The 23,324-nt window shown below is 72.8% G+C and carries 18 protein-coding genes; 10 read left to right on the top strand and 8 right to left on the bottom strand.

What is annotated here, in order from left to right:
* Nucleotides 1-5 precede the first annotated feature (5 nt).
* Nucleotides 6-1,904, top strand: a complete 1,899-nt coding sequence (locus MNY60_RS09095; RefSeq protein WP_242360467.1) for a transglycosylase domain-containing protein — start codon at nt 6-8, stop codon at nt 1,902-1,904.
* Between the two features lie 63 nt (nt 1,905-1,967).
* On the opposite strand, the gene MNY60_RS09090 is transcribed toward MNY60_RS09095, so the two are convergent.
* The 5 genes from MNY60_RS09090 to MNY60_RS09070 all read right to left on the bottom strand — a co-directional run bounded on the left by MNY60_RS09090 (nt 1,968) and on the right by MNY60_RS09070 (nt 5,178).
* On the bottom strand, nt 1,968-3,092 hold the full coding sequence (locus tag MNY60_RS09090; protein WP_242360466.1) for an acyltransferase family protein: 1,125 nt from the start codon (nt 3,090-3,092) through the stop codon (nt 1,968-1,970).
* Between the two features lie 33 nt (nt 3,093-3,125).
* Entirely contained in the window at nt 3,126-3,347 is a 222-nt protein-coding gene (infA, locus tag MNY60_RS09085; RefSeq protein ID WP_012097326.1) for a translation initiation factor IF-1, read from the bottom strand.
* Nucleotides 3,348-3,440: 93 nt separating this feature from the next.
* On the bottom strand, nt 3,441-3,641 hold the full coding sequence (locus tag MNY60_RS09080; RefSeq protein WP_242336545.1) for a cold-shock protein: 201 nt from the start codon (nt 3,639-3,641) through the stop codon (nt 3,441-3,443).
* A 177-nt stretch (nt 3,642-3,818) separates the two neighbouring features.
* Nucleotides 3,819-4,238, bottom strand: coding sequence for a hypothetical protein (locus tag MNY60_RS09075; RefSeq protein ID WP_242360465.1), 420 nt, complete (start codon nt 4,236-4,238; stop codon nt 3,819-3,821).
* 10 nt (nt 4,239-4,248) lie between these two features.
* On the bottom strand, nt 4,249-5,178 hold the full coding sequence (locus MNY60_RS09070; RefSeq protein WP_242360464.1) for a hypothetical protein: 930 nt from the start codon (nt 5,176-5,178) through the stop codon (nt 4,249-4,251).
* A 189-nt stretch (nt 5,179-5,367) separates the two neighbouring features.
* Here MNY60_RS09070 and ruvX point away from each other — a divergent pair, with 189 nt between their 5' ends.
* The 6 genes from ruvX to MNY60_RS09040 all read left to right on the top strand — a co-directional run bounded on the left by ruvX (nt 5,368) and on the right by MNY60_RS09040 (nt 13,403).
* The gene (gene ruvX / locus MNY60_RS09065) at nt 5,368-5,781 is read left to right on the top strand and encodes a Holliday junction resolvase RuvX (RefSeq protein WP_242360463.1); all 414 of its coding nucleotides are present in this window, start codon (nt 5,368-5,370) and stop codon (nt 5,779-5,781) included.
* Nucleotides 5,778-6,815, top strand: coding sequence for an endolytic transglycosylase MltG (gene mltG, locus MNY60_RS09060; RefSeq protein WP_242360462.1), 1,038 nt, complete (start codon nt 5,778-5,780; stop codon nt 6,813-6,815). The genes ruvX and mltG overlap by 4 nt, the downstream gene beginning before the upstream one ends.
* A 130-nt stretch (nt 6,816-6,945) precedes the next feature.
* Complete coding sequence (locus tag MNY60_RS09055; RefSeq protein ID WP_242360461.1) at nt 6,946-9,018, top strand: PrkA family serine protein kinase; 2,073 nt, start codon at nt 6,946-6,948, stop codon at nt 9,016-9,018.
* Between the two features lie 44 nt (nt 9,019-9,062).
* A complete protein-coding gene (locus tag MNY60_RS09050; RefSeq protein WP_242336561.1) occupies nt 9,063-10,169 on the top strand; it encodes a DUF444 family protein in 1,107 nt (368 codons plus the stop codon).
* An 8-nt stretch (nt 10,170-10,177) separates the two neighbouring features.
* Complete coding sequence (locus MNY60_RS09045) at nt 10,178-11,668, top strand: SpoVR family protein (RefSeq protein ID WP_242336564.1); 1,491 nt, start codon at nt 10,178-10,180, stop codon at nt 11,666-11,668.
* A gap of 136 nt (nt 11,669-11,804) precedes the next feature.
* Nucleotides 11,805-13,403 (top strand): M23 family metallopeptidase, encoded by a 1,599-nt coding sequence (locus MNY60_RS09040; protein WP_242360460.1) that lies wholly within the window; start codon nt 11,805-11,807, stop codon nt 13,401-13,403.
* On the opposite strand, the gene MNY60_RS09035 is transcribed toward MNY60_RS09040, so the two are convergent.
* Both MNY60_RS09035 and MNY60_RS09030 read right to left on the bottom strand, forming a co-directional pair.
* Entirely contained in the window at nt 13,288-15,756 is a 2,469-nt protein-coding gene (locus MNY60_RS09035; RefSeq protein ID WP_242336570.1) for a PAS domain S-box protein, read from the bottom strand. The two genes, MNY60_RS09040 and MNY60_RS09035, sit on opposite strands and share 116 nt — an antisense overlap.
* A 191-nt stretch (nt 15,757-15,947) precedes the next feature.
* Complete coding sequence (locus MNY60_RS09030) at nt 15,948-17,975, bottom strand: DEAD/DEAH box helicase (protein WP_242360459.1); 2,028 nt, start codon at nt 17,973-17,975, stop codon at nt 15,948-15,950.
* A gap of 240 nt (nt 17,976-18,215) precedes the next feature.
* On the opposite strand from MNY60_RS09030, the gene MNY60_RS09025 reads away from it, so the two are divergent.
* A complete protein-coding gene (locus MNY60_RS09025; RefSeq protein WP_242336576.1) occupies nt 18,216-19,187 on the top strand; it encodes an RNA polymerase sigma factor RpoD/SigA in 972 nt (323 codons plus the stop codon).
* 126 nt (nt 19,188-19,313) lie between these two features.
* On the opposite strand, the gene MNY60_RS09020 is transcribed toward MNY60_RS09025, so the two are convergent.
* Nucleotides 19,314-19,976: a hypothetical protein gene (locus tag MNY60_RS09020; protein ID WP_242354555.1), complete on the bottom strand. Its 663-nt coding sequence runs from the start codon at nt 19,974-19,976 to the stop codon at nt 19,314-19,316.
* 104 nt (nt 19,977-20,080) lie between these two features.
* Here MNY60_RS09020 and MNY60_RS09015 point away from each other — a divergent pair, with 104 nt between their 5' ends.
* Together MNY60_RS09015 and MNY60_RS09010 are read left to right on the top strand one after the other, a co-directional pair.
* Nucleotides 20,081-20,848: a DUF4159 domain-containing protein gene (locus MNY60_RS09015; RefSeq protein ID WP_242336583.1), complete on the top strand. Its 768-nt coding sequence runs from the start codon at nt 20,081-20,083 to the stop codon at nt 20,846-20,848.
* 1 nt (nt 20,849) lies between these two features.
* Nucleotides 20,850-23,129, top strand: a complete 2,280-nt coding sequence (locus MNY60_RS09010) for a glutamine amidotransferase (RefSeq protein ID WP_242354553.1) — start codon at nt 20,850-20,852, stop codon at nt 23,127-23,129.
* Nucleotides 23,130-23,324: the final 195 nt, after the last annotated feature.

Below are 23,324 nucleotides of genomic sequence, written 5' to 3'. Positions count from 1 at the left end.
GAGACATGCGGCCGTCGCCGGCCCGGCCTCCCGTCTGGGTACGGCGCGCGCTCCTCGCGGCGCTCGCCGCGCTGCTCGCCCTCTATGCGACCGTGCAGGGGGTCGTCCGGCTGCCAGCGGTGGACCGCTGGCTGCGCGAGCGCATCGGCGCGGAGCTGCGCGCGCGTCTCGGGACGGAGGTCACCGTCGCGCCCGGCGTGGCGATCGACCCGCTCTTCCGGGCGACCTTCGGCCCCGTCACCCTCCCCGGCGCGAGCCCGCGCGAGCCGCTCGTCCGGATCGAGCGCATCGCCGCGCGTCCGAGCCTCCTCGGGCTGCTGCGAGGCCGGCTGGAGCCCGCCTCCATCGCGCTCTCCGGCGTCCGGGTCTCCGTCGGTCCGCGCGGGCGCGCGCTCCGCGCGCTCCTCGAGCGGCGGCAGCGTCCGGGAACGGCCGACCCGGCCCCGCCCGCCGCGCCGCGCCCGCGCCCCTCGGCGCGGTCGGCGCTCCCGTCCGTCCACGTGCGCGGGCTCGTCGTGGTGCTCCCCCTCGAGCGAGGTCAGGTGGAGCTGGGCCCGGTGGACGCCGAGCTCGGCGGCGCGCGCGACGCCGCCGGCGCGTCGTTCACGCTCGCGCTGCGCCTGCCCGGCGGCGGCACCGGCCAGGTCACCGCGCAGACCACCGCCGACGACCGCTGGCGCGCCCACGTCCGGCTCGGACACCTCTCGCCGGCGCTCCTCCCGCCCGCGCTGCGCGCCGGCCCCGCGACCTTGAGCGACGGCGCCGTGGCGCTCGAGCTCGACGCCGAGTCGGACGAGGGCTTCTCGCACGTCGAGGCACGGCTGCGCGCCTCGGGTGAGCGGCTGTTCGCGTCCGGCGAGCGGGTCGGGGACGAGCCGCTCGGCCCGTTCCGGCTCGGCGCAGAGGGGACCGTCACCTGGGACGCAGCGGAGCGTCGGGTCGCGTTCCGGGACGGCGTCCTCTCGCTCGGCGCCGACCTGCGCGTCGGCGTGACGGCCGAGGCCCGGCTCGGCTCGGGGGTGCCGTTCACGGCCTCGCTGCACGCGGATCGCGCCGACTGGACCGCCTTCGTCGAGGCGCTGCCACCGGGTCTCGCCCCGCCTCCCGAGGCGCCGCGCGCGCGCGGCACGTTCGACGCGCACCTCGACGTCTCCGGCCCGCTCCTCGCTCCCGCCGCCTGGACCCTCGGGGCCGGGCTCGACCTCACGCGGATGCGCGAGGCCTCGCGCAAGGGAGAGCCCGTCGCGCTGCGCCGCCCCTTCCCCTACCAGCCGGTGAACGGCGAGGGAGAGCGCGGCCGCGCGTTCGAGATCGGCCCGCGCACCCCGACCTTCGTCCCGATCGCGGACCTCCCCGAGCACGTCGTCCGGGCGGTCACCACGAGCGAGGACGGGGGCTTCTTCGGCCACCCCGGCTTCGACTTCGCCGAGCTGGCCGACGCGTTCGCGCGCGGCGCCGAGGAGGGACGCGTCGTCCGGGGCGGCTCGACGATCACGCAGCAGCTCGCGAAGAACCTGTACCTCTCGCGGGAGAAGACGCTCGCGCGCAAGATCCGCGAGGCGGCCATCACGGTCGCGCTCGAGGCGACCGTCCCGAAGGCGCGCCTCCTCGAGATCTACCTGAACCTCGTCGAGTGGGGGCCGGGCGTGTACGGCATCGGGGCGGCCGCGCAGCACTGGTTCGGCAAGGACGCCCGCGCGCTCACCGCGAAGGAGGCCGCGTTCCTCGCCTCCATCATCCCGAACCCGATCCGCTACCACGGCATGCGCGCCCGGGGCAGCCCGAGCGACGCGTGGGAGCAGCGGGTCGAGGACATCCTGCACAAGATGACCGAGCAGGGCGCGCTCTCGGACGAGGACCTGCTCCGAGCGCTGTCCGAGCCGATCGTCTTCCGCGAGGGCTGACGCGCCGCCCGCCCGGCGCGCGCCACCGCGCGACGGGCTCGCGCCCTGCGGCGCGCGGCCCGATCAGGCGCCCACGCCGCGGAGCGTCCCCGCGCCGCGCTGCCCGCCCGTTCGTCTCCGGGCCCGGTAGCGCTCCCACGCGAGCGAGATGGCCCACGTGACCGCGACCATCGCGACGATGCCGAAGACGGTCGCGGGGAAGGAGAGCGCGCGCTTCACCCGCCACGCGAGCGCGCCGTACGTGAGCTCGACCGAGACGATGTACCCGACGAGCGACTGCCGCCCGAGCAGGGTCAGCCAGCCCAGCCCGCGCTCCGCCGCGTCCGGCAGGAGCTGGAGCGCGCCGGTGAGGGCGAGGCACACCGCGAGCCGCATGGCGAACCACGAGGGCGAGGTCCGCCAGAACTGCTGGTACGCGTAGACGGGGGCCCAGCGGTCCGCCCACCACCCGAGCGCGAAGAGCGCCGCGCCGAGCCCGAGCCAGAGCACCGGCCGCTTGTCACCGCGCGCGAGCGGCGCGGCGGCGGCGCCCGCGAGGAGGAAGCCCGCCCAGTTGAACAGGTGAAAGTTCGCGCGCGGCCAGCTTCCGTAGAGGTACGCGAAGAGGACGTCCACGAGCCGGCTCGGCGCCTGCCGCGCGGCCGGGTCCGCCGCGGCCGCAGCCGAGGGGAGATCGTAGTGGCGCAGCACCTCGGCGACGACGGGCGTGGCCAGCGCGATCGCGAGCGCCGCTGCGCCGGCCAGGAGCGCGCCCACCCGGGCCGATCTGCCGACGGAGAGGAGGGCCGAGAGGAGGAGCCCGACCGCGATGACGTTCAGGACGTCCACGCGCAGGAGATCCGTCCAGCCCCCCTCGCGCCGCCAGGCTCCGCCGACGACCAGCTCGACCGCGCGGAACCCGTACGCGACCCCGAGCAGCCAGAGCGCACGCCGGACCGCGGAGGCGCGGCGGGCGGCGGGGGCGATCCCCTTCCGCTCGGCGGCGGCGTCCGCCAGGGCCTGCGAGAGACCCGCCATGTACAGGAAGCCGGGGGCGGCGAAGCCGCCGAGCATGCGGAGCGCGTGGTACGCGGCGCCGCTGCGCGCGTCGGGCGCGAGCCAGGCGTCGAGCACGTGCACCTCGACCATGAACAGCACGGCGAGGCCGCGCTGCCAGTCGAGCCAGAGCTTGCGTCGGGAGGGCGTCATCGGGCACCGCGCGGCGCGGCGCCGCCGCGCCGGTCACTTGTCGCGGTAGGTGATGCGTCCGCGCGTGAGGTCGTACGGCGACAGCTCGAGCTTGACCCGGTCGCCCGGGATGATGCGGATGTGGAACTTCTTCATCTTCCCCGAGGCGTACGCGAGCACGGTCGGGCCCTGGTCCACCTTGACGCGATACATGCCGCCGGCGAGGGCCTCCTCGACCGTCCCCTGCACCTCGATGCCGGCTTCCTTCTCGCTCATTCAGTCCCTTCTCGTTCGTTGCCGCGGCCCGCGCCAGAAGCGCGAGCGGCCCCGGTGACCCGAGGCCGCTCGATCGTCGCAGGAGGCCCGGTCTTACTGCCTCCGGACGTTGGCTGCCTGAAGCCCCTTGGGGCCCTGGGTCACGTCGAACTCGACGCGCTCACCCTCCTTCAGGGTGCGAAACCCGTCCATCTCGATGGCGCTGTGGTGGACGAAGACGTCCTCCCCGCCCTCCTGCGAGATGAACCCGTAGCCCTTCGCGTCGTTGAACCACTTCACGGTGCCGATCGCCATCGCTTCTCTTCCTTCGTCCTGTCACCGGACCGACCGTCGGTCCGGGCGGCAGGGTGGCGCGGACCCCCCAGCCTGGGCGCGAAATATCCCCGAAACACCCGCGAATCGTCAAGCGAACGCGCTCCGGATCCGCCGCCAGGAAGTGGACTCTGGAGGTCCCGGGGCGGAGGCCGCCCTTCACTGCGAGAGCGCGCCCAGCAGCGCCCTGGCCCGCTCCCCCACCTCGACGTCGCTGGCGACCGCACGCAGCTCCGCGCACGCCTCCGCCCTGTCGGCACCGGGCGTCGCGAGCAGGCTCTCGGCGCGCGTCAGCCGGACGAACGCATCGGCCGGGGCGAGCTTCGTCGCCACCTCGGCGCAGAACCGCGCGGCGAGCGGCTGGCCGAGGCGCCTGTGAGCCTGGGAGAGGAGCGCCCACGCGCCCGCGTCCTCGTGGTTCGTGACGACGAGCCCTTCGAGGATCGCGCGCGCGGTCTCCACCCGCCCCGCCTCGAGCTCCGCCTCCGCGAGGCAGGCGATGGCGTCGCCGACGTCCGGCGGGATCCCCTGCAGCTCCGCGAGCGTCCTCCCCTGCTCCGTTCCCTCGATGACGTTCATGGCGCGGCTCCTAGCGGAGGTTCCCGATGATGGAGGACCGGGTCTCGTGCTGCATGCGGAAGATCGAGGACACGAGGTTGAACATCTCCTTCTGCTTCTCCTGGAGCTGCTGGAGCTTCATGAGCTCGAGCTGCTGCTCGCCCTGGGAGAGCGAGCTCTCGCCGTCCGCCGTGCTCGACGACCCCGACGCGGTTGAGCCTCCGCTCGACGACTTGATCTCGGCGTCGAGGGCCTTCGCGAGGTCGACGGCGCCGCTCGCGAGGTCGGGCCCGATCTTCATCAGCACCGGCGCGAGCGCGGGGAACCCGAGGGCGGTGGCGCCCGCCGCGAGCACCGGCCCGCCGAGCTTCTTCAGCGCGGCCTGGAAGGTCTTGTCCTTCAGGATGTCGACGAGCTGGCCCGCGCCGGGGACGATCTTCTTCACCACCGACGCGAGCGCGCCGAAGATCCCGCCCTTCTTCTTCTTCGTCCCGGAGGTCCCGCCCGTGGACCCGGACTTGCTCGCGGAGGACGACCTGCCCGCGAGGACGTCCAGGTGCTGCTTCATCTCCTCCTCGTACCGGGCGTTGAGCTGCGCGAGGAGGCGCATCAGCTTCTCCTCGAGCGAGAGCCTAGGGTCGTCGAGGAAGGCGAACGGGTCGCCCGCCGTCGTCTTCGAGGACGACGACCTCGACGACGCCGTGGAGCTGGACGTCTTCTTCGCGTAGCCCGCGCTCGAGGAGCGCGAGGCGGTGGACCGCCGCGCGGCGGAGCTCCTCGTGCGCTTCGCCTTCGTGGTCCGGGCGGCCTGGGGGACCAGGGTCTCGATCGCGAGCTCGGCGAGGCCGCGCACGGCGGCGCCGGCCGCGGCGTGCAGCGAGGAGGACCGCGCCTCCTCCCGCGGTGGGGTCAAGACGGGCGCGGCGGACGGGGCGGAGCCGGAGCTGGCGGCGGAGATCATGTGTGAGATCCTTTCCTGGGGCCGGCGGGGTCAGGAGCGCGCCGGCGTCGCCCCCCACAGCGCGGCGCGTGCCACCCCGCTGCGCCGTGGTTCCGCGCACTTCCACGCACCTCGCGGGTCCGCGCCGCGTTCCCCTCGGCCGCGCTCCGGCCTTTACGGCACGCCCGGTCGGCGCCTAGATTCCGCGCGATGCGCTACCTCGGCCTGGACCTGGGCCGCGCCCGGATCGGCCTCGCCCTCGCCGACGACGTGCTCCGCACTGCGCGGCCGCTCTCCGTCGTCCAGCACCGATCGCGCGAAGCCGACCTCTCCGCCATCCTCGCCGCCATGCGGGAGTGGGAGGTCGAGGCCGCAGTCGTCGGGCTCCCGCTCAACATGGACGGGACCGAAGGCTCGGGGGCCCGCCACGCGCGGGCGTTCGCCGCGGAGCTCGGGCGCGCGTCCGCCGTGCCGGTCGAGCTCTTCGACGAGCGGCTCTCCTCGTTCGAGGCCGAGTCGAGGCTCCGCGACCAGGGGTTCTCGTCGCGGGACGTCCGCGCGCGCGTCGACGCCGAGGCGGCGGCGATCATCCTGCAGGGCTGGCTCGATCGGAGGCAGGCTTGAAGCGGTTCGTCCTCGCCGTCGTCCTCGTCGCGCTCGTCGCCGCCGCCGTGGTGGCGGCCCTCGCCTGGCGCGACGTGACCGTCTTCCGCGAGACGCCGTACGGCGGCCCCGACGAGAAGGTCGTCGTGGTGCCCCCCGGGTCGAGCGCGCGCGCCGTGATCCGCGCGCTGGCGCAGGCGGGGGTGCTGTCCGACGAGCGGGTGGCGTGGCGCTATTTTCGGTTCGTGAAGCGGGACCGGCGCAGCTTCCGCGCCGGCGAGTACGCGTTCGCGGGGCCGCTCCGGCCCGACGAGGTCATCGAGCGCGTCTTCCGCGGCGAGGTGAAGCTGTACCGGTTCACCGTGCCCGAGGGGCTCCGCGCCGAGGAGATCGCGACGATCGTGGCCCGCAGCGGGCTGGCGAGCGAGGCCGAGTTCCTCGCCGTGGCACGCGACCCGGCGGTCGCGCGGGCGCTGGGCGTGCCGTACGCCAGCCTGGAAGGGTTCCTCTTCCCCGACACGTACAGCTTCGCGAGGGGGTCCTCGGCGCGCGCCATCGCCGAGGCGATGGTCGCTCGCTTCGACGACGAGTACCGGAAGGCGGACGCGCTCCGGGCCCCCGGGATCGCGCTCGACGAGGGGCGCGTCGCGACGCTCGCCTCCATCGTCGAGAAGGAGACCGGACGCGTGGACGAGCGGCCGCGGATCGCGTGCGTGTTCCTGAACCGGCTGCGCATCGGGATGCCGCTCCAGACGGACCCCACCGTGATGTACGCGACGATGCTCCGGACGGGGCGATGGTCGAAGAACATCACCCGCGCGGACCTCCTCACGCCCCATCCGTACAACACGTACACGACCGCGGGCCTGCCCCCCGGGCCGATCGCCAGCGCGGGAGCCGCAGCGCTCCGCGCGGTCCTCGCGCCCGCGCAGTGCAAGGATCTCTACTTCGTCTCGCGCAACGACGGCTCGCACGTCTTCTGCCCCGACCTCGCCTGCCACAACGCGGCCGTGCAGCGCTGGCAGGTGGAGTTCTTCAAGCGCGGCGCGCGCTGAGCGCGCGCGGCCGCTCCCCACCCGGGAGTCCTCGGCGCGCGCGGGGCCCTGCGTCTCTGCAGCGCGCCTCGCCGGACCTTATGCTCCCTTGAGCCGCCGCAACTCGGGCGGCGCAAGCTCGAGGGCACGCATGCGAGACGTCCGAGAAGTGACGCAGACGGGCTGGGTGTCGCGGATCGCCGCGCTCCAGGATCGCGAGGGGTACTCGGAGCAGCACTGGGAGGGCTCCTTCGAGGAGTACCTCGCCATCGTGCGGCAGAACCCGAAGGTCACGCGGACCGCGTTCCAGCGCGTCTACGACATGATCCTGTCGCACGGGAAGACCGAGTACATCGACAACAAGAAGAAGCTCATCCGCTACGACTTCTTCACCGACCCCATGTTCGGCGGGAAGGACGCGATCTACGGGCTCGACATCCCGCTCATGAAGCTCGTGAACGTCTTCAAGAGCGCGGCGCAGATGTACGGGACGGAGAAGCGCGTCATCCTCCTGCACGGCCCGGTCGGCTCGTCCAAGTCGACCATCGCGCGCCTGCTCAAGAAGGGGCTCGAGGCGTACTCCAGGAGCCCGGAGGGCGCGGTCTACACCTACGCGTGGGACATCGAGCGCACGAACCTCGACGGGGTGAAGCGCCGCGAGCTCATGCCCTGCCCGATGCACGAGGAGCCGCTGCACCTCGTGCCCCACGAGTGGCGCGCGAAGGTCTACGCGGAGCTCTCCCCGCCGGAGGCCGGCTTCACCATCCCGGACACGGGCGACCTCTGCCCGGCCTGCCGCTTCGTCTTCAAGGAGCTGATGACGGAGTACAAGGGCGACTGGGAGAAGGTGATGACGCACGTGCGCGTGCGGCGGCTCATCCTCTCCGAGAAGGATCGCGTCGGCGTCGGCACGTTCCAGCCGAAGGACGAGAAGAACCAGGACTCGACCGAGCTCACCGGCGACATCAACTACCGGAAGATCGCCGAGTACGGCTCCGACTCGGATCCGCGCGCGTTCAACTTCGACGGTGAGTTCAACATCGCGAACCGCGGCATCATCGAGTTCGTCGAGATCCTGAAGCTCGACGTGGCGTTCCTCTACGACCTCCTCGGCGCCACGCAGGAGCACAAGATCAAGCCGAAGAAGTTCCCCCAGACCGACATCGACGAGGTCATCGTCGGCCACACGAACGAGCCCGAGTACAAGAAGCTCCAGTCGAACGAGTTCATGGAGGCGCTGCGGGATCGCACCGTCAAGATCGACATCCCGTACATCTCGCGCCTCGACGAGGAGGTGAAGATCTACGAGCGCGACTACAACAGCCACAAGATCCGGGGCAAGCACATCGCCCCGCACACGCTCGAGATGGCCGCGATGTGGGGCGTGCTCACCCGGCTGGAAGAGCCGAAGAAGCACAACCTCACCCTCGTCCAGAAGCTGAAGCTCTACAACGGCAAGTCGCTGCCGAACTTCACCGAGGACAACATCAAGGAGCTCCGCAAGGAGGCGCAGCGCGAGGGCATGGAGGGCATCAGCCCGCGCTACGTGCAGGACAAGATCTCGAACGCGCTCGTCTCCGACAAGGGCGACGGCTGCGTGAACCCGTTCATGGTGCTGAACGAGCTCGAGTCCGGCCTGCGGCAGCACTCGCTCATCTCCTCCGAGGAGCAGCGCAAGCGCTTCCGGGACCTCCTCACCGACGTGAAGCGCGAGTACGAGGACGTCGTGAAGAACGAGGTCCAGCGCGCGATCAGCGCCGACGAGGACGCGATCACGAAGCTGTGCGCGAACTACATCGACAACATCAAGGCGTACACGCAGCGCGAGAAGGTCCGCAACAAGTACACGGGCCAGTACGAGGAGCCCGACGAGCGGCTGATGCGCTCGATCGAGGAGAAGATCGACATCGCGGACAGCCGGAAGGACGACTTCCGCCGCGAGATCATGAACTACATCGGCGCGCTCGCGATCGAGGGGAAGACCTTCAACTACCGCACGAACGAGCGGCTCCACAAGGCGCTCGAGCTGAAGCTCTTCGAGGACCAGAAGGACTCGATCAAGCTGAAGAACCTGGTCGCCTCGGTGGTGGACCGCGACACGCAGGAGAAGATCGACGTCGTGAAGCAGCGCCTCATCAAGAACTACGGCTACTGCGAGGTCTGCTCCACCGACGTCCTCAACTACGTCGCCTCGATCTTCGCGCGCGGCGACGCGAAGGACTAGCCAGCAGCGGGGCCCGGAGCGCGGGCGAGGAGCGTGGTCGGCGCATGACACTCAAGATCAAGCAGGACCACGCCCGCTTCCGCGACATCATCCGCGGCCGCATCAAGCGGAACCTGAAGAAGTACGTCCAGAAGGGAGAGATGATCGGCAAGAAGGGGAAGGAGTTCATCACCATCCCCGTCCCGACCATCGACATCCCCCACTTCGTGTTCGGCGAGCGGTCGCAGGGCGGGGTGGGCCAGGGCGAGGGCGAGCCGGGCGATCCGCTCTCGCCCGGGGACGGGCAGCCCGGCTCCGGGCAGGCCGGCCAGGGCGAGGGGCAGCACATCCTCGAGGTGGACGTCTCGCTCGAGGAGCTCGCCGACATCCTCGGCGAGGAGCTCTCCCTCCCCCGCATCCAGCCGAAGGGCAAGGACCGGATCGTCGCGACGAAGCTCAAGTACACGGGCGTCGCGCCGGCCGGGCCCGAGTCGCTGCGCCACTTCAAGCGCACCTACAAGCAGGCGCTGCGGCGGCAGATCGCGAGCGGCTCGTACAACTGGCGGAAGCCGCTCATCGTCCCGGTGCGCGAGGACCGGCGCTACCGGAGCTGGAAGCAGGTGCCGCTCCCGGAGACGAACGCCGTCGTCATCTACATGATGGACGTGTCGGGATCGATGGGCGACGAGCAGAAGGAGATCGTCCGCATCGAGTCCTTCTGGATCGACACCTGGCTGCGCAAGCACTACAAGGGCCTCGAGACCCGCTACATCATCCACGACGCCGTCGCGCGCGAGGTCGACCGCGACACGTTCTTCCACACGCGCGAGTCGGGCGGGACGATGATCTCGTCCGCGTACAAGCTCGCGCTGGAGATGATCGAGAGCGAGTACTCGCCGGGGAGCTGGAACGTCTACCCCTTCCACTTCTCCGACGGAGACAACTGGAGCGCGGACGACACCCGGCTCTGCGTGGACCTGCTCCAGAACCGCATCCTGCCCGCCGTGAACCTGTTCGCGTACGGGCAGGTCGAGAGCCCGTACGGCTCCGGCCAGTTCATCAAGGACCTGAAGGACGCCATCGGCGCGCACGACAACGTGGCGCTCTCGGAGATCGCCGACAAGGACGGGATCTACGGCTCCATCAAGACGTTCCTCGGGACCGGGAACTAGGGGACGGCATGGATCGCAAGACGCAGCTCCCGGCGCACCTGCACGACATCCGCAAGCGCATCGAGGGCTACGCCCGCGAGTACGGGCTCGACTTCTTCGACACGATCTTCGAGGTCCTGAACTTCGACGAGATCAACATGGTCGCCGCCTACGGCGGCTTCCCGAACCGCTACCCGCACTGGCGGTTCGGGATGGACTACGAGCGGCTCGCGAAGGGCTACGAGTACGGCCTCTCCAAGATCTACGAGATGGTCATCAACAACGACCCCTCGTACGCGTACCTGCTCGAGTCCAACATGGACGTGGACCAGAAGCTCGTGATGGCCCACGTCTACGGCCACGTCGACTTCTTCAAGAACAACTTCATGTTCCGGCACACCAACCGGAAGATGATGGACCAGATGGCGAACCACGCGACGCGCGTCCGCCGCTACCAGGACAAGCTCGGGGTGGAGCTGGTCGAGGACTTCATCGATCGCTGCCTCTCGATCGAGAACCTCATCGACTACCAGTCACCCTACGTGAAGCGCCGTCCGGACCACCCGGAGGAGGAGGGCGAGCGGAAGGTCGCGAAGGGCTTCAAGTCCGAGCGCGAGTACATGCGGGAGTTCATCAACCCGCCGGAGTTCCTGAAGGCGCAGCAGAAGCTGCTCGACGAGGAGGCCGCCCGCAAGCGCAAGTTCCCCGAGCGCCCGGAGCGCGACGTGCTGCTCTTCCTCCTGGAGAACGCGCCCCTCGAGCGGTGGGAGCACGACGTCCTCTCCATCGTCCGCGAGGAGGCGTACTACTTCGCGCCGCAGGGCCAGACCAAGATCATGAACGAGGGCTGGGCCACCTACTGGCACTCCAAGATCATGACGGAGAAGGCCCTCGACGCGTCGGAGATCATCGACTACGCCGACCACCACTCCGGCACCCTGGCCACGCACCCGGGCCAGCTCAACCCCTACAAGCTCGGCGTGGAGCTCTGGCGCGACATCGAGGACCGCTGGAACAAGGGGCGCTTCGGCAAGGAGTACGACGACTGCGACTCCTTCGTGGAGCGCAAGCACTGGGACAAGCGGCTCGGCCTCGGCCGCGAGAAGATCTTCGAGGTCCGCAAGCACTACAACGACGTCACCTTCATCGACGAGTTCCTCACCCTCGAGTTCGTGCTCGATCAGCGCCTGTTCACCTACGGCTACAACGACAAGCACCAGCGCTGGGAGGTCATGGAGCGCGAGTTCAAGAAGGTGAAGGAGAAGCTCCTCCACATGCTGACCAACTTCGGCCAGCCGATGATCGCGGTGGAGGACGGCAACTTCGACAACCGCGGCGAGCTCCTCCTCGTGCACAAGCACGACGGGGTGGACCTGAAGCTCGACTACGCGCGCGACACCCTGAAGCACCTCCAGTCGCTCTGGCGCCGGCCCGTGAACCTCGTCTCCAAGATCGAGGGCCGCGGCACGCTCTTCCGCTTCGACGGCAAGGAGCACGGCGACCGGCGCGTGGAGCTCTGACCCCGGCCGGCGGCCGCTCCGACGCGGCGCGGCAGCGCTCCCCGCCCGGTAGCGGCCCGGCACCCGACGTACCCACTCCCACACGCCCAACACCGGGATTTCTGATCCGCCGGACCTGCTGCTACATTGCCGGCCGATGCAGAACCGCGCCGACGACCTGCCCCGCCGCCGCCGTCTCCCCGCCGTCCTCGCCGGGCTCGGCTTCCTCACCATTCTCGCCGTCGCCCTGGTGGGCGCCGCCGGCCGGCTCCGCGCGGTCCCGCCCGAAGCGAACCCCGCGATCATCCAGGCGGAACCGGCGCCGGGGCCGTCGGCCCAGGCCACGCCGGCGGTCGAGCCGGTGCGCTTCACGACGGTCGCGGTGCGGCTGCAGAAGAACCAGACCCTGAACCAGGCGCTGTTCTCGCTCCGCCTCGCGGCGGCGGAGGTGAACCAGGTGGTGGACGCGCTCCGCGGCCACTTCCCCTTCCGGAAGGCGCGGCCCGGCGACCAGCTCCGCATCGAGCGCACCGCGGACGGCGACCTGCACCGCTTCAGCTACCGGCAGGGCGCGGCGGATGAGTGGATCGTCGAGCGGGCCCCGGACGGCACGCTCGAGGGCGCGAAGCGCCCGGTCGAGCTCACGACCGAGGTCGCCCGCGTGGCGGTCACCATCGAGTCGTCGCTCTACGAGTCGCTCGCGCGCGCCGAGGAGGACCCCGGGCTCGCGGTGCTCGCCGCGGACGTGCTCGCCTGGGACGTCGACTTCTACCAGGACGTCCGGAACGGCGACCGGATGCGGATCCTCGTCGAGAAGGTGTACGCCGACGGGAAGCTCCTGCGGTACGGGGACGTCCTCGCGGCCGAGTACGACGGCGCCGCGACGGGCCGCAAGCGCCTCTTCCGCTACACCGACCCGACGGGCCAGACGAGCTACTTCGACGACGAGGGCAACAGCGCGCGGCGCGGCTTCCTCAAGTCACCGCTCAAGTACGCGCACGTCACCTCGACGTTCGGGATGCGCCGCCACCCGGTCCTCGGCTACACGCGGGCCCACGAGGGCGTCGACTACGGCGCGCCGGTCGGCACGCCCATCTGGGCGGTGGGCGACGGCTCTGTCCGGCAGGCGGGCTGGAACGGCGGCTGCGGCAAGAGCGTGATCCTGCACCACCGCAACGGGCTCGAGACCATCTACTGCCACATGTCGCAGGTCGCGGTGTCGGCGGGGAGGCAGGTCTCGCAGAAGCAGATCATCGGCTACGTCGGGTCGACCGGCCTCTCGACCGGGCCGCACCTCCACTACGCGGTCAAGCGCGGCGGGAGGTACATGAACCCGATGCAGATCCAGGTCCCGCGCGAAGCGCCCGTCCAGGCGGCGTGGCTGCCGGACTACCGCGAGAAGATCGCGCCGCTGCGGGCCCAGCTCGCGGGGCCGGTCGCGCTGAACTGTGTCCCTCTCCGGGGGACTGCGCCCCGGCCCCCGCGGGCCAGCCGGTGGGGACCCCACCCCGGCTCGGCGGGGCCCGTGAACGGTCGCGCCCGCTTCGCGGGTTCGCGACCGTTCCCCGCCGGGAGCGGCTTCGCCCCTCCCCGCGCGTTGCGCGGGGCCCCTCCCGCTGAGATGACTGGCGGGGGGCCCCTCACTCGCGCCGCGCGAGCACGCGCGCCAGCGCGCCGCGGAGCACGTCGAGGCGCACCGGCTTCTCGAGGCACGCCTCCGGCTCGATCTCCGTCGCCCGCCTGGCCTCGTCGGTGAACGCGCCCGCGGTCATGAACAGCACGCGGCCGTCCAGCTCGGGCGCGATCGCGAGGAGCTGGCGGTGCAGCTCGAGGCCGGTCATGTCCGGCATGACGAGGTCCGTGAGCACCGCGTCGAACCGCTCCCCCCGCTCGACGAGCCGGAGCGCCGTGCGGGCCGACGCCACGACCGTCACGTCGTGATCGGCCGCGAGCACGCGCCGGAGCGACGCCGCCACCAGCCGCTCGTCGTCCACCACCAGCACGCGGCTCCGCGCGACCGGGGGCGGCGCCGCGGCGCGGCCCGCCGTGACGGACGCCGACGGCGCCGTCTCGGCCGCCGGCAGGACCACCCGGAAGGTGGCGCCGCTGCCCGGGGTGCTCTTCACCTCGAGCTGCCCGCCCAGGCCCTGCACGATGCTGCGGCAGATGCTGAGGCCGAGGCCGGTGCCCTGCCCCGCCGGCTTCGTCGTGAAGAACGGCTCGAAGATCCGCGGGAGGACCGCGGGCGGGATCCCGGCGCCGGTGTCGGCCACCTCGACGGCGACGTTCCGGCCGGGCAGCTCCCGGGCGGAGATGCGGATGACGTGAGACTGCGCGTCTCCCTCCGGGATGGCCTGGGCCGCGTTGGCGAGCAGGTTCACGAACACCTGCGCGAGGCGCGCCGGGCTGCCCTGCACCGCGGGCACGCGGCGGACGTCCTTCTCGAGCCGCGCCCGGTGCCGGATCTCGTTCCAGGTCATGGCCACCGAGGAGCGGAGCACGGCCTCGAGGTCCGCCGGGCCGTCGTCGGCGCCGCTCGCGGCGCGCATGAACGTGCGGAGGTCCTGCAGGATGAGGCCCAGCCGCTCCACCCCCTCCACCGACTCCTGGAGCGCCTCGCGGATCTCCGCGCTCGGGCGGTCCGCGACGAGCGGGGGGACCGCGCCCGCGAGGTACTCGAGGTTCGCGGCGACGTACGCGAGCGGCGTGTTGAGCTCGTGCGCCACGCCCGCCGCGAGCGCGCCGACCGAGATGAGCCGGTCCGCGAGGGCGAGGCGGGTCTGGACCTCGCGTCGCGAGGTGACGTCGCGGAGCACCGCGAGCGCCACCCCGGGCTGGATGTCGGGCACCACGTCCCACTCGACGAGCCGGGTGTCGCTCGGCGTCGTGACCGTGGCCTCGCCCTGGCGCGGCGTGCGCGCCGCGAGGTCGAGCTCGGTGCGGGCGACCTCCGAGGGCCGGTGCCCCCGCAGCGCCTCGAACGTCGCGCCGAGGATCCGCTCCACCGCCGCGTTCGCGTCGACGAAGCGCCCCTCGCGGTCGACGATGGCGAGCCCGTCGCGCGCGTGGTCGAAGACGGCGCGGGCGAGCCGCTCGCGCACGCGGAGCGCCTCCTGCGCGGCGCGCGCGTCGATGGAGGTCGCCACCACGTTCGCGACCGTCTCGAGGAAGTGGATCTCGTCCGAGGCGAAGTGGCGCGGCGAGCGGCCGGCGACGAGGAGGACCCCGTGGGCGCGCTCCTTCCCGCGCACGGGGACGGCGAGCGCGGCGCCGGCGCCGGCGGCGGCGAGGAGCGAGTCCGCGAGGCGGCCGTCGCGGACCACGTCGGAGCTGTGGACCGGCGAGCCGCCCGCGCGCGCGAGGCCGGCGAGCGTCATCACGACCGGGACGGCGTGGCCGCGCGGGACCGAGACGCCGGCGGAGGCGCGGACGGCGAGGCCGCCTCCCTCCGGCTCGAGGTACGCGCCCGCCGAGAGCTGGAGGGCGCTCGGGGCGAGCGACGCGGCCGCGTCCAGGAGATCCTGCACGGACGGGAGCCCGAGCGCGAGCTGGCTCACGCGGGCGAGCGCCGCGGCGCGGCGGAGCTCGGCGTCGAGGCGCAGCGCGTCCTCGCCGCCCTCGGCCGCCGCGCGCCGTCCTTCCCGGTCGCGCCAGCAGGCGATGATGTAGACCGGGTTCTCGCGCGGCCAGGGGCGCGCCGAGAACTCGAGCCAGCGCAGCCGGCCGTCGGCGCAGCGGACCCTGACCTCGATCGGGATGGCGTCGTCGAGCGGCGTCGAGCGTGCGCTCGCGAGGCTCGCGAGGTCCTCCTCGCTCACGAACGACCAGGCGTTCTTCCCGATCACCTCGTCCGGCCGGTAGCCCGCGATCCGCTCGACGGCGTCGTTCACGTAGAGGATGTCGCCGGCGGGCGTGAGCACGCCGAGCAGATCGTCCGAGAACGCCGCCACCGCCGCGTGGAGCCCCGTGTCGAGATCTCCGACCTGCCGTTGCAGGCCCTCGGGAGCGCCCTCGCCGGGCCGCAGGCCGCCGGCCCGCTCGAGCTCCGCGACGCGGTTGTAGAGGACCGCGAGCTCGCGAAGGAGCTCGGGGGTGGTAGACAGGGCCATCGCGCCTCCCCTGCGTGGCAATGAGGCTGCATCCTACGACGCGCAGCGTGCGATCGCCTGCCTCTCGTCCGGCGAAGCCGAGACGCGGCGCGTCGTGAGGCCCCCCGGCCCCGTCGACCGGAGAATCACCGCGAGCGCACGCCGCCGCGCGCGAGGAGGTCCTCGCGTCGCGCGGCGGCGTGGGGCGGCCTTCAGCGGCGACGGCGCCGGGCGCGCTCGGCCGTGAGCGTCTTCCCGCTCCACTCCTTGCCGTGCAGCGCCGCCACCGCGCCTTCGAGCGCCTCGGGCGCGACCTCGACGTAGCTGTGCGTGCGGCGGACCTCGACGGACCGCGGCTCGACGCCGGGCGCGAAGGTGGACAGGGCCTCGCGCACGCGGCCCTCGTCGGCGCCGTCCTGCTCGCCGAGCGAGAGGAAGATCTTCGCGCGCGGCGGCCTCGCCGCGTCCTCGCTCCCCGCCCCCCCGGCGAGGCTCCCCTCCGCGCCACCCTCCGGCGCGGGGGCGTCACCCTCGACGGACGGCTCGCGCGGGCGGTCACCGCGTCCGCGCGAGGTGCGGCGGCTGCCCTCGCGGGGCGCGGGCGAGCCCGCGTCCACGGTCGTCGCGGCCACCTCGCGCGTCTTGCCGTCCGCCTCGCCAGCCGGCGCGACCGCCTCGACCACCTCGCGGCGCTCGCGACGCGGACGCTCCGAGCGCTCCGAGCGCTCCGAGCGCCCGGACCGCTCCGACCGCTCGCCGCGATGTCCGCGGTCGCGCCCGCGGGCCTCGCGCGGCTCGGCCTTCTCGCGCGGCTCGGCCTTCTCGCGCGGCTCGGCCTTCTCGCGGCGCTCGTGCTCCTCGCGCTTGTGCTCCGCCTTCTCGCGATCCTGGGCCCGCTCCATGCGGTGGTGCGTGAAGAAGTACTTGAGCGCGAAGGCCGTGAGGTACTCGCCGTCCGGGCGGTTCTTGAGCTCCTGCGCGAGCGGGATGAACGCCTCGAAGATCGACGCGCTCATGTTGTCCTTCAGCTCCGCGACGTGGCGGTCCGTCCAGCGGCGCCGCGCCTCGTCGGGCGTGGGCAGCTTCTTCTCCTCGAAGGTGATCCCGTACTTCTTCTGGAGCACCGTGAGCGTGTGGATCTCGGCGCCCGACACGATCGAGAGGCTCGTGCCCTTCTTGCCGATGCGCCCGGTGCGGCCCACCCGGTGGAGGAACACCGCGGGATCCTCGGGCAGCGAGTAGTTGATGACGTGCGAGAGGTCCGAGATGTCGATGCCGCGCGCCGCGATGTCGGTCGCGACCATGAAGCGGACCTCGCCCCGCTTCACCTTCGCCATCACCCGCTCGCGCTCCTTCTGAGGCAGATCGCCGTTCAGGAGCTCCGCGTCGTAGCCGTTCCGGTTCAGGACGGCCGCCACGAGCGAGGTGTCGTTGCGCGTGTTGCAGAAGACGATCGCCGTCTCGGGCTCCTCCGTCTCGATCATGTAGAGGAGGTTGCGCGGCTTCGGGTACGCGTCCACCGCCGGGTACATCACGTTGTGGATGTTCTCGACCGAGTACTCGTCGCCCGAGAGGAGGATGGTCTCCGGCTCGGTGAGGTAGTCGTGGATGATCTGCTCGATGTCGGCCGGGACCGTCGCCGAGAAGAGCAGCTGCTGACAGTCCTGGGGGAGGTTGTCGAGGATGCGCGTCACCTCCTCGAAGAACCCCATGTTCAGCATCTCGTCCGCCTCGTCGAGGCAGCAGACCATCGCGTCGTCGAGCTTGAGCGTGCGGCGCCGGATGTGATCGTAGATGCGGCCCGGGGTCCCGACGACGATCTCGGCGCCGGCCTCGAGCTTCTGGAGCTGGTCGCCCATCGACGCGCCGCCGTACACCGCGACGACCGACAGGTCCCTGTGCTTCGCGAGCGCGGTGAACTCCTCGGCCACCTGGATGGCGAGTTCGCGCGTCGGGCACATCACGAGCGCGGAGGGCTTGCGCCGGCCCTCCGGCACGCGCTCGAGGATGGGGATCGCGAAGGCGGCGGTCTTGCCGGTGCCGGTCTTCGACCGGACGATCACGTCCTTGCCGTCGCGGACGGGCCGGTAGGTCGCGGCCTGCACCGGGGTCGGCCGCTCGTAGCCTCGCTCGGCGATCGCGCGGCGGACCGCCTCCGAGAGCCCGAGCTCGTCGAAGGAGGCCTGTGAGACGTAGTCGGAGGGCGCCAGCTCTGGCGCCCCGGCGGCGGGGTTCTCCATGCGTAGACTCCTGCTCGCGCCTCGACCGAGTCGGGCGCGGCTCGTGAGCGGCGCATGGCGGCATCTCGCTAGGGACCGCGTCGGCCTCGGTCCTGAGGGAGGACCGGAACCCGCGCCGTTCCGCGAAGACCCGCCACGCGCCGGTGCCGGCGCCGCAGTTCTTGCACGCGGCGCCGCACCTCATATAACACAACGACGGGCGCGCGCCGGCATTCCTGCCTGGCCGCGCCCGAAACCCCGATGGCGAAGCCCACGCGCGACGACGAGGCCACCTCCCGGCCGCTCCCACGCCTGCCCTCGCGCGCCGAGCGCGAGGCCGGGGCGGGCGGGCTCGTCCGCTACGACCCGCTCCGCGCGTACATGGCGGAGATCTCGCGCCACCCGGTGCTCTCGCGCGAGGAGGAGCACGCGCTCGCGGTGCGGTACCGCGAGACGGGCGACGTCGACGCCGCCTATCGCCTCGTCGCCTCGAACCTCCGCCTCGTGGTGAAGATCGCGCACGAGTACCGCCGCACCGCGTTCCAGGTCCTGGACCTCGTCCAGGAGGGGAACATGGGCCTCATGCAGGCCGTCAAGAAGTACGACCCGTGGAAGGGCGTGAAGCTCTCGTCCTACGCGGCGTGGTGGATCCGCGCGTACATCATCCGGTTCCTCATGGAGAACTGGCGGATGGTGAAGCTCGGCACCACCCAGGCCCAGCGCAAGCTCTTCTTCAACCTGTCCAAGGAGCGCGAGAAGCTCCTCGCCCGCGGCATCGATCCCACTCCCCGCCTCCTCGCGAAGAACCTCGACGTCGAGGAGAAGGACGTCCTCGAGATGACCGCGCGGATGTCGAGCGAGGACGTCTCGCTCGACGCCCCCCTCCGCAGCGACGAGGACGACGCGCGCCAGACCCGCCTCGATCGCCTGGCGCTCGACGGCGCGAGCGCTCCCGACGAGCAGATCGGCGACGAGCAGCTCCGCCGGATCTTCCGCGAGAAGCTCCAGTCGTTCTCGCAGACCATCAAGGACGAGAAGGAGCGCTACATCTTCGACCGGCGCCTCCTGCCCCCCGACGGAGAGCCGCCCCTGACGCTCCAGGAGATCGGCGATCGCTTCAAGCTCACCCGCGAGCGGGCGCGCCAGATCGAGGCGAAGCTCACGGCCCGGCTGCGGGACTACCTGCGCGCGGAGATCCCGGACTTCGAGCTGCTCGGCCCGCCCGAGGACTGATGGCCGCGATCGCGCCCCTCGAGCCGGCGGCCGGCGCCCGGCCCGAGCGAGCGACGTCCTGAGCCGGACGCCCCGCGTGGCCGGGCGTGACTCGCCGCGCCGGGAGGCGATCGCGAGCGTCGTCGCTCAGGCGGCTGGCGGCGGGCGCGGGGCGCGCGCCGGCGCGACCCCGTGGGCGAGCTGGTAGGCGGCGCCCGCGACGGCGAGCACGAGGGCGAGGGCCACGATCGCGAGCGGGTGCGTGACGAGCTCTCGCGCGAGGGGGCGGGCTCCTCCGAGCGCGACCGCGGCGGCGCCCACCAGGAGGCCGCCCACGGCGGAGGCGAAGCCGACCGCCACCAACCGGGCGAAGAGCAGCCCGACCAGCCCGGCGACGAGCGCGCCGATCGCCGCGCCCAGCTCGGCGCGGCCGGCGATGGGCGCGTGGAGGCCGAGCAGCAGCCCGGGCAGCGCGCCCACGGCGGCGGGGAACGCGAGCGGGACCAGCGCGCAGGCGGCGCCCGCGACGACGGCGAGGACGGGCGCGGCCACGGCGAGCGAGATCCCGAGGTGCGCCGCTATCGCGCCGCGGAGCGCGTACGCGGCGAGGGCGGCGAGGACCGCCCCGCCCGCCGCGGCCAGCCCGCGCGGGAACCGCGCCGCGACCGTGAGCGCCGCGAGACCGAGGAGCCCCGCCGCGAGCGCGACCGCGAACCCTCGGTCGCGCAGCAGCTCCGCGAGGCGGCCCAGGTCGGCCGCGGCCGCGACGGCGCGCGCTGCGAGGTCGAGGACGCTCTTGAGCACCGACACGGCGCACACCCTAGCAGCGGGTGGAGCGCGCGCCAACCTGGCGCCCGTGCCCGGGATTCCGCGGGCGCCCGCGCCGGTTTCCGCCTAAGATCTGCGCGAGATCGATGCCCGGCCCGACCCGTATCCCACGCCGCACGTTCCTCGCCGCGGCGGCGGCCGCCGCCACCCTCGCCGCCCTCCCCCGGCGCGCTCGCGCGTTCTCCGACGCCTCGAAGCTCGTCCTCGCCCAGGTGCAGCACGGCGGCAGCTGGAACCCGCGACCGTCCGCGCTGCGCCGCCTCGGGTGGGAGCTCGCGCGGCGGACGTCCATCGAGACGGCGAGCGCACCGGCCGCGGTGCGGCTCTCCGATCCCGGGCTCCACCGCTGGCCGTGGCTCTACCTCGCCGGGGCGGGGCCGCTCCCGCCCTTCACCGACGCCGAGCGCGCCGCCCTCCGCCGCCACCTGCAGTACGGCGGATTCCTCGTCGTGGACTCCGCCGACGGCACCGAGGCCGGTCCGTTCGACGCCTCCGTCCGCCGTGAGCTCGCGCGGGTGCTCCCCGCCTCCCCGCTCGCGCCCGTGCCGCGCGAGCACGTCCTCAACAAGACGTTCTACCTCCTCGATCGCCAGGGCGGCCGCGTGCTCGTGAAGCCCTGGGTCGAGGCGCAGACGCTCGACGGGCGCCTCGCGGTGGTCTACTCGCAGAACGATCTCGGCGGCGCATGGGCCCGCACGGAGCTCGGCGACTGGGAGTATCCGTGCACGCCCGGCGGCGAGGCGCAGCGCGAGACGGCGCTGCGCATCGGCGTGAACCTCGCGATGTACGCGCTCTGCACGGACTACAAGGACGACGCCGTGCACCTCCCGTTCATCCTCCGCAGGCGGAGCTAGCGTGGACGGCGGGTACAACGCCTGGCGGCTCACCGCGCTCACGCCGCTGCCGACCTGGGCGATCGCCCTGGCCGCGCTCGCCGCGGCCGGCGCCGTGGTCCTCGCGCTGCGGGGGCTGCGCTCCGAGGCGCGCCGCGCCCGGCGCGCAGCCCTCGTCGCGCTCCGCGCCCTCGCGGCGGTCCTCGCGCTGTTCCTCCTGCTCGAGCCCGCCGTCGAGCTCCTCCAGACCGCGCGGGTCCGCAACCGCTTCGCCGTCCTCCTCGACGCTTCACGCTCGATGAACTTCCCGGTGGAGCGGGACGGCGAGCCCCGCGCGGCGGCGGCCGGGGCGTTCCTCGCCGCGCACCGCGCCGATCTCGAGCGGCTCTCGGACCGCGTGGACCTCGAGTGGTACACGTTCGGCGCGGACGTCGCGCCGGTGGATCCGGCGGAGGCCGCGCGCGGCGTCCCCGGGCGCGCGGGCCGGACGGACCTCCTCGGGGCACTCGACGCGGTCGCCTCGGGCGCGAGCGGCTCGACGCGGCGGCTCGCCGGCCTGCTCGTGGTGTCGGACGGAGCGGACAACGCCGCGCTCTCGGAGGGCGTGGGCCCGGAGGCCCGCGCCAAGGCGCGCGCGCTCGGGATCCCGGTGAACGCCGTCGCGGTCGGGCGCGGGGCGCCCAAGGATCTCGCCATCGAGCGCGTCGCGGTCGACGAGTTCGCGTTCGTCCGGAACACCGTCACGGTCGACGTGACGCTCCGCGCGCGCGGCTTCTCCGACGAGGAGGTCCGGCTCGTCCTGCGCCGCGAGGGGGCGGTCGTCGCCTCGGCCACCGTCCGCCTCGAACGGGGCCGAGACCGCTACACCGTCCCGCTCTCCTTCGCGCCGGACGCGACGGGGACCTTCGTCTTCACCGTCGCGGCCCCGGTGTTCCCGGGCGAGGCGGTCGTCGAGAACAACGCGCGCTCCTTCGTGCTGCGCGTCATCCGGGACCGCGTCCGCGTGCTGCTCGTCGCAGGGCGGCCGAGCTGGGACGTGCGCTTCCTGCGCGGCCTGCTCAAGCAGGATCCCAACGTCGATCTCGTGAGCTTCTTCATCCTCCGCTCGAACGCCGACGACGCGGGGCCGCAGCAGGACCTGTCGCTCATCCCGTTTCCGGTGGCGGAGATCTTCGGGGAGCAGCTCCGGACGTTCGACGCGGTGGTCTTCGTGAACTTCGCCTACGCCCCGTACCGCGGGCTCGAGATCGAGCGCTTCCTGCCCGCGCTCCGCGAGTACGTGCGCGGGGGCGGCGCGCTCGCCATGGTCGGCGGCGAGCAGAGCTTCGGCGACGGGCGCTACGGCGAGACGGCGCTCGCCGAGATCCTCCCCGTCGCGCCGATCGACGGCTCGTCGATGGCGGAGGGCGAGATCGCGCCCCGGCTCACCTCGGAGGGGAAGCGCCACCCCGTGACGAGCCTCGCCCCGGGCGACGCCGCGAACGAGGGGGTCTGGCGCGGGTTGCCGCCCGTCACCGCGGTGAACCTCACGCACGCGCTGGCGCCCGGCGCCGGCGCGTCGGTCCTGCTCGAGGCGCCCGCGGTCCTCGTCGAGGGCCGCCCCGCGCCGCTCGTCGCGGTGCGCGAGGTCGGCGAGGGCCGCACGCTCGCGGTCGCGACCGACGCGACCTGGCGCTGGGGGTTCCTCGCCGCCGAGTCGGGCCAGGGGAACCGCGCGTACCTGCGCTTCTGGAACCAGGCCCTGCGCTGGCTCGTGCGCGATCCGGGCCTCGCGCCCCTGCAGGTCGAGCCCGATGCACCCGCCGTCGAGCCCGGGGCGCCGGTCGGGATCGCGGTCACCTCCCGGCGACCGGACTTCGGGCCCGCCGCCGGCGACCGCGTCGCGGCGGAGCTCGTCGACGACGACGGCCGGAGCGTCGCGCGAGGCGAGGCGGTGGCGGGGGAGGACGGCGTCGCGCGCGTGGAGCTCGTCGCGCCGGGCCCCGGCGCCTACAAGATCGTCGCGCACGGCCGGGACGGCGAGGTCGCGACCGGCGCGGTGGCGGTGCGCGGCTCCGGCCCGGAGGACTCCGACGCGGCGCCGCGCCCGGAGCTGCTCTCGGCGCTCGCGGAGGCCACGGGCGGCGCGTTCTCGGCCCTCCCGGGCGGCCGCCTCCCCGACCTGAAGCTCGCGGATCCCGAGGTGGTCGAGATCGGCCGGCGCAAGTCGGTGCCAGTGTGGGATCGCTGGTGGTACCTCGCCGCCCTGGCGGGCGTGCTCGCCGTCGAGTGGGTCCTCCGGCGCCGCTGGGGTTACTGGTAGCCGCGCGGGCGGTCGCAAAGCTTTCGAGGCGGAAGCGCGGAAGCGCAGGCGTTTCGCTCTCCCCGAGCGATCCCCGGGGGAGTCCGCGGCCGAGGCCACCCAGCCGAGCCCACGGATTTCCAGGCCTTGCGCCGTTTCCCGCACACGCGGGTTGCCACCGGCACGTCGACTGCAAAGGTCGACATGCGGCACCAG

This window comes from Anaeromyxobacter sp. SG17, from assembly GCF_022690695.1.
Classification (GTDB): Bacteria; Myxococcota; Myxococcia; order Myxococcales; family Anaeromyxobacteraceae; genus Anaeromyxobacter; species Anaeromyxobacter soli.
This window is presented reverse-complemented; position numbering and strand designations above follow the sequence as displayed.